This is a genomic window from Streptomyces nanshensis (assembly GCF_001751255.1).
Classification (GTDB): domain Bacteria; phylum Actinomycetota; class Actinomycetes; order Streptomycetales; family Streptomycetaceae; genus Streptomyces; species Streptomyces nanshensis_A.
Genome location: NZ_LJGW01000138.1, coordinates 29596 through 36511, shown reverse-complemented (window position 1 = coordinate 36511; position 6916 = coordinate 29596). Strand labels below are relative to the sequence as shown.

Genomic DNA, 6916 nt, shown 5'->3' with positions numbered 1-6916 from the left:
CGGGCGGATGCTGCGGCAGGGCGTCTCCCGCCCGCCGCAGGAACTCGCCGAGGCCGCGCTCGCGCTGCACCGTACCGGCTGCACACGGGAGGCGATCTGGCTGCTGGCGGCAGTGATCCGCGCCCGTACGCCCGCGGGTGCCGCGCAGGTCGCGCGGGCCGAGCCGCCGGTGCTCGTCGGACTCGTCCTGCAGGCGGCCCGCGCCGTCTCGCGCGAGCAGTGCCTGCGGGTCGCCGACGCCCTGCGGACCGCCGAAGTTCCCGGTGTGCCGGAGGCGCTGTGACGCGTCGGCCGGTGCACGGGCCGGCGGGCGGCCGTCTCTCGTCGTACCTGGTGAACACCGGTGCACGCGGCGACGCGGCACCGCGGGCGACCGTCCGCGGCGGAGGAGATCGAACGGGCGACGTGGCGCAGATGCCCTTGCCACCGTGCGAGACCCGACCTACGGTCACATTCTCACGTGAGATCTACGCGTGTCGAATGGCCTTGACCTCCCGGCAAAGGAGCTGCTCATGCCCGACGTTGTGCGCGCCGCCCTCGTGCAGGCGACCTGGACTGGCGACACCGAGTCGATGATCGAGAAGCATGTGCAGCACGCGCGGGAGGCAGCGCGGCAGGGCGCCCGGATCATCGGTTTCCAAGAGGTCTTCAACGCCCCGTACTTCTGCCAGGTGCAGGAGGACGAGCACTACAAGTGGGCCGAACCCGTGCCGGACGGGCCGACGGTGCGGCGCATGCAGGACGTGGCGCGTGAGACGGGGATGGTCGTCGTCGTCCCGGTCTTCGAGATCGCCTCGCCCGGCTTCTACTACAACACCGCCGCCGTCATCGACGCCGACGGCACCGTGCTCGGCACCTACCGCAAACACCACCTGCCCCAACTGCCGGGCTTCTGGGAGAAGTTCTACTTCAAGCCCGGCAACCTGGGCTGGCCCGTCTTCGACACCGCGGTCGGCCGGGTCGGCGTCTACATCTGCTACGACCGCCACTTCCCCGAGGGCTGGCGGGAGTTGGGCCTCGCCGGCGCCCAGCTCGTCTACAACCCCTCCGCGACCTCCCGCGGACTCTCCAGCCATCTGTGGCAGCTCGAACAGCCCGCGGCGGCCGTCGCCAACGAGTACTTCGTCGCCGCCATCAACCGCGTCGGCACCGAGGAGTACGGCGACAACGACTTCTACGGCACCAGCTACTTCGTCGACCCGCGCGGCCAGTTCGTCGGCGACGTCGCCAGCGACAAGGAGGAGGAACTCCTCGTCCGCGACCTCGACTTCGGCGTGATCGACGAGGTCCGCCGGCAGTGGGCCTTCTACCGCGACCGCCGCCCCGACGCCTACGAGGGGCTGGTGCGTCCCTGATGAGCGACCGGCACACCGGCGACGCGGCGGCGCTGTTGCGGCGCCACCGCGCCGTCCTGCCCGAGTGGCTCGCGCTCTACTACGACGAGCCGCTGGAGATCACACACGGCGAGGGCCGCCACGTCTGGGACGCCGAGGGCAACCGCTACCTCGACTTCTTCGGCGGCATCCTCACCACGATGACGGCGCACGCGCTGCCCGAGGTCACCAAGGCCGTCAGCGAGCAGGCCGGGCGCATCCTGCACACCTCCAGCCTCTATCTCAGCCGTCCCATGGTGGAGTTGGCCGAGCGTGTCGCCGCGCTCTCGGGAATCCCCGACGCCCGGGTCTTCTTCACCACCTCCGGTACGGAGGCCAACGACACCGCGCTGCTGCTGGCCACGGCCTACCGGCGCTCCAACCAGATCCTGGCGCTGCGCAACAGCTACCACGGGCGGTCCTTCTCGGCGATCGGCATCACCGGCAACCGCTCCTGGTCGCCGACGACGCTCTCGCCGCTGCAGACGCTCTACGTACACGGCGGCGTACGCACCCGCGGACCCTACGCGGCCCTGGACGACGCGGAGTTCACCGAGGCGTGCACCGCGGACCTGGTGGACATGCTCGGCCAGACCGGCGGCGACGTCGCCGCCCTGATCGCCGAACCGGTGCAGGGCGTCGGCGGGTTCACCTCGCCGCCGGACGGACTGCTCGCCGCGTTCCGCGAAGTCCTCCTGGAGCACGGCATCCTGTGGATCAGCGACGAGGTGCAGACGGGCTGGGGCCGCACCGGCGAGCACTTCTGGGGCTGGCAGGCGCACGATCAGGCGGGCCCGCCGGACATGCTCACCTTCGCCAAGGGCATCGGCAACGGCATGTCCATCGGCGGCGTCGTCGCACGGGCCGAGGTGATGGACTGCCTGCCGGCCAACTCCATCTCCACCTTCGGCGGCAGCCCGATCACGATGGCCGCCGGCAACGCCAACCTCAACTACCTGCTGGAGCACGACCTCCAGGGCAACGCCCGCCGCGTCGGAGGGCTCCTGCTGGAGCGGCTGCGGGCCGCCTCGGCGGGGCTCGGCGTCGTACGGGAGGTACGCGGCCGCGGCCTGATGGCCGGCGTCGAACTGGCCGACCCGCACACCGGCGACCCGTCGCCGAAGGCGGCCTCGCTGGTGCTGGAGGCCGCCCGCGAGAGGGGGCTGCTCATCGGCAAGGGAGGCGGCCACGCCACGAGCAGCGTGCTGCGCATCGCGCCCCCGCTGAGCCTGACCGTCGCCGAGGCGGAAGAGGGCGCCGAGATCCTGGAGCAGTCCTTGCGCAGCGCCGACAACGAGCTGGGAGGGGAGAGCGCCCAATGACACACTCACGCACGGTCGTTCGCGGAGGGCTGGTCATCACCGCGTCCGACGAGACGCACGCGGACGTGCTCGTCGAGGACGGCCGCATCGTGGCGACCGCCGCCACCGGCAGCAGCGTCGCCGAGGGCTGGAGCGCCGAGCACACCATCGACGCCGCCGGCAAGTACGTCATCCCGGGCGGCGTCGACCCGCACACGCACATGGACATGCCCTTCGGCGGCACCTTCTCCTGCGACGACTTCGAGACCGGCACCAGGGCCGCCGCCTGGGGCGGCACCACCACCATCGTGGACTTCGCGATCCAGCAGAAGGGCCACGCGCTGCGCGAGGGCCTGGACCGCTGGCACGCCAAGGCCGACGCCCAGTGCTCCGTCGACTACGCGTTCCACATGATCCTCTCCGACGTCAACCAGGGGACGCTGAAGGAGATGGACATGCTGGTGGAGGAGGGCATCACCTCCTTCAAGATGTTCATGGCCTACCCGGACGTCTTCTACAGCGACGACGGGCAGATCCTGCGCGCGATGCAGCGCACCGCGTCCAACGGCGGCCTGCCGATGATGCACGCGGAGAACGGCATCGCCATCGACGTCCTCGTCGAACAGGCCCTGGCCGCGGGCAGGACCGACCCCCGCCACCACGGCGAGGTGCGCAAGGTGCTGCTGGAGGCGGAGGCCACGCACCGCGCCATCCAGTTGGCGCGGGTGGCCGGTTCGCCGCTGTACGTCGTGCACGTCTCGGCGGACGAGGCGGTGGCGGAGCTGGCCACCGCCCGCGACAAGGGCCTTCCCGTCTTCGGGGAGACCTGTCCGCAGTATCTGTTCCTCTCCACGGACAACCTGGCCGAGCCGGACTTCGGCGGCGCCAAGTACGTCTGCTCGACGCCGCTCCGGCCGCGTGAGCACCAGGCGTCGCTGTGGCGGGGGCTGCGCACCAACGACCTCCAGGTCGTCTCCACCGACCACTGCCCGTTCTGCTTCACCGGCCAGAAGGAGCTGGGCCGCGGCGACTTCAGCAAGATCCCCAACGGGATGCCGGGCGTCGAGCACCGCATGGACCTGCTGCACCAGGCCGTGCTGGACGGGCACATCTCGCGCCGCCGCTGGATCGAGCTGGCGTGTGCGACGCCGGCCCGGATGTTCGGGCTCTACCCCAAGAAGGGGACGCTGCAGCCGGGTTCGGACGCGGACATCGTCATCTACGACCCGCAGGCGCAGCAGACCCTCTCGGTCGAGACGCACCACATGAACGTCGACTACTCGGCGTACGAGGGCAAGCAGATCACCGGCCAGGTCGAGACGGTGCTCTCGCGCGGAGAGACCGTCATCGACCGGCGCACCTACACAGGACGCGCGGGGCACGGGCAGTACACCCCCCGCGGTCTGTGCCAACTCCTCGACTGAACCCGGCGGTTGAAAGGACGTACAGGGCATGGACTTCGGACTCGTACTCCAGACGGACCCGCCCGGCTCCCGCACGGTCGGCCTCATGCGGCGCGCGGAGCGGCAGGGATTCCGTTACGGCTGGACGTTCGACTCGGCGGTGCTGTGGCAGGAGCCGTTCGTCATCCACAGCCGCGTGCTGGAGAACACCGACCGGCTGATCGTGGGCCCCATGGTCACCAACCCCGGCACCCGCGCCTGGGAGGTCACCGCCTCCACCTTCGCGACGCTCAACGAGATGTACGGCAACCGCACGGTGTGCGGCCTGGGCCGAGGCGACTCCGCGATGCGGGTGGCAGGGCGCAAGCCCAACACCCTCGCCCGGCTCAGCGAGGCGATGGCGGCCATCCGCGACCTCGCCGAGGGGCGGGAGGCCGTCGTGGAGGGCACACCGCTGAAGTTCCCGTGGGTGCGCGACGGGAGGCTGCCGGTGTGGATGGCCGCGTACGGGCCGAAGGCGCTGGCCATGGCGGGGCGTGAGGCCGACGGCTTCATCCTCCAGCTCGCCGACCCGTATCTGACGGAGTCGATGGTCAAGGCGGTACGGGTGGCCGCCGCACAGGCCGGCCGCGACCCGGACGACGTCACGGTCTGCGTCGCGGCCCCCGCCTACGTCGGCGACGACCTCGCGCACGCGCGGGAGCAGTGCCGCTGGTTCGGCGGCATGGTCGGCAACCACGTCGCCGACCTCGTCGCCCGCTACGGCGAGGACTCCGACCTGGTGCCCTCGGCGCTGACCGACTACATCAAGGCCCGCGAGGGCTACGACTACGCGCACCACGGCCGCACGGGCAACCCGGACACCGAGTTCGTGCCCGACGAGGTCGTCGACCGCTTCTGTCTGCTGGGTCCGGCGGAGGCGCACATCGAGAAGCTGCGCACGCTGCGGGACCTGGGCGTCGACCAGTTCGCGGTGTACGCGATGCACGACGCGACGGAGGCCGTCATCGACGCCTACGGACGCGACATCATCCCCGCCCTGAACGACTGAGCGGGGGCGCACCGCGCGCCCTCGTCCCCGTGTCCCTCCCGGCGAGACCGGCGGCCTCCGGGCCGCCGGTCCGGCAGGGGACCGCCGGACAACCGAAGACCACAGCACCGATCCGAAGAGGTGTGCCATGACCGGGACCGCTTCCACCGCCGCACCGGGCCCGCAGGACGCGCCCGGTCCCCGCGCCGCCGAGGAACTGACGTACCCCGACGGCCGGGTGGAGCTGGCCGACGGCGCGATACCGGAGGGCAGCCGGTTCGCCAACGCCGACCTCCATCCGGTGCCGACGGCCCAACGCCGCTGGACCACGTACAACTTCGCCGCCGTGTGGATCGGGATGGCGCACAACATCCCGTCCTGGATGCTCGCTTCGGGCCTCGTCGCGCTCGGCATGGACTGGAAGCAGGCCGTGTTCACCATCGCGCTGGCGAACGTGATCGTGCTGCTGCCGATGCTGCTGACGGGCCATGCCGGTCCCAAGTACGGCATCCCCTTCCCCGTCTTCGCGCGGGCCTCCTTCGGGGTGCGCGGGGCGAATCTGCCCGCGCTGATCCGGGCGGCGGTGGCCTGCTGCTGGTTCGGCATCCAGACCTGGATCGGCGGGCAGGGCATCTTCATCCTGCTCGGCAAGATCTTCGGCGGCTGGACGCAGGCGTCGAAGATCGGCGGGGAGCCGTGGACGCTGTGGCTGTGCTTCGTGCTCTTCTGGGCGCTCGAACTGGCCATCATCTACCGGGGGATGGAGACCCTGCGCCGCTTCGAGAACTGGGCGGCGCCGTTCGTCATCGTCGGGGCGTTCGTGCTGCTGGGGTGGATCGCCGTCAAGGCGGGCGGCTTCGGTCCGCTGCTCGACGAGCCCTCGAAGCTGGGCTGGGGCCCGGAGTTCTGGCCGGTGTTCTTCCCCTCGCTGATGGGCATGATCGCGTTCTGGTCGACGCTGTCGCTCAACATCCCCGACTTCACCCGCTTCGGCGCGGGCCAGCGCGCCCAGGTGTGGGGCCAGTCGCTCGGGCTTCCCACCACGATGACGCTCTTCGCGCTGCTGTCGGTGTTCGTCACCTCCGGCTCGCAGGCCGTGTACGGGGCGTCGATCTGGGACCCGGTGCAGCTCGCCGGGAAGACCGACAACGTCTTCGGGCTGCTCTTCGCCCTGGTGACGGTGCTGATCGCCACGATCTCCGTGAACCTCGCCGCGAACGTCGTCTCGCCCGCGTACGACCTGGCCAACCTCGCGCCGCGGCTGATCAGTTTCCGTACGGGCGCGCTCGTCACGGGCGTCGTCGGCGTGCTGATGATGCCGTGGAAGCTGACCGCGACGCCCGAGCTGTACATCTACACCTGGCTCGGCACGGTCGGCGGACTGCTGGGCACCGTCGCCGGCATCCTCATCGCCGACTACTGGCTGGTGCGGCGCACCTATCTGCGGCTCGCCGACCTCTACCGCGAGGACGGCGTGTACTGGTACGGCTCCGGCTGGAACTGGCGTGCCGTCGTGGCCTTCACGGTGGGCGGACTGCTCGCCGTCGGCGGCTCCTACTCGGCGAAGGGCAAGGGCCCCTTCCCCGCCGACGGCCTCATCCCCTTCCTCCAGCCCTTCGCGGACTACGGCTGGGCGGTCGGGCTGGCCGCCTCGCTGGTGGTGTACGTCGTGCTGACGCGGATCAGCCCGCCCGGCGGACTGGACGCGGTGGGCACGACGGCGACGGCGGTGCGGGCCGGGTCCGGGTACGGGTCCGGTCCGGCGGGAGCCGCCGAACCGCCGCCCGCGGCGCGGTAGTCCGGGCCCGG

Annotated in this window: 5 protein-coding genes and 1 pseudogene; all 6 read left to right on the top strand. The window is 71.0% G+C overall.

All coding sequences use genetic code 11. From position 1 onward, the window contains the following. Positions 1–283 (top strand): annotated as a pseudogene (locus tag AN218_RS36515) (hypothetical protein); the annotation flags it as partial. A gap of 229 nt (positions 284–512) precedes the next feature. Beyond that, positions 513–1355, top strand: coding sequence for a nitrilase-related carbon-nitrogen hydrolase (locus AN218_RS08075; protein ID WP_070016074.1), 843 nt, complete (start codon positions 513–515; stop codon positions 1353–1355). After that, positions 1355–2695 carry an aspartate aminotransferase family protein gene (locus tag AN218_RS08070; RefSeq protein WP_070016073.1) on the top strand — a complete coding sequence of 447 codons (1341 nt, stop codon included), beginning with the start codon at positions 1355–1357 and terminating at the stop codon, positions 2693–2695. The genes AN218_RS08075 and AN218_RS08070 overlap by 1 nt, the downstream gene beginning before the upstream one ends. Beyond that, complete coding sequence (gene hydA / locus AN218_RS08065) at positions 2692–4098, top strand: dihydropyrimidinase (protein WP_070016072.1); 1407 nt, start codon at positions 2692–2694, stop codon at positions 4096–4098. The genes AN218_RS08070 and hydA overlap by 4 nt, the downstream gene beginning before the upstream one ends. A 28-nt stretch (positions 4099–4126) precedes the next feature. After that, a complete protein-coding gene (locus tag AN218_RS08060; RefSeq protein ID WP_070016071.1) occupies positions 4127–5128 on the top strand; it encodes a TIGR03842 family LLM class F420-dependent oxidoreductase in 1002 nt (333 codons plus the stop codon). Between the two features lie 127 nt (positions 5129–5255). Then, complete coding sequence (locus AN218_RS08055) at positions 5256–6905, top strand: NCS1 family nucleobase:cation symporter-1 (RefSeq protein WP_079131924.1); 1650 nt, start codon at positions 5256–5258, stop codon at positions 6903–6905. The last annotated feature ends 11 nt before the right edge of the window (positions 6906–6916 follow it).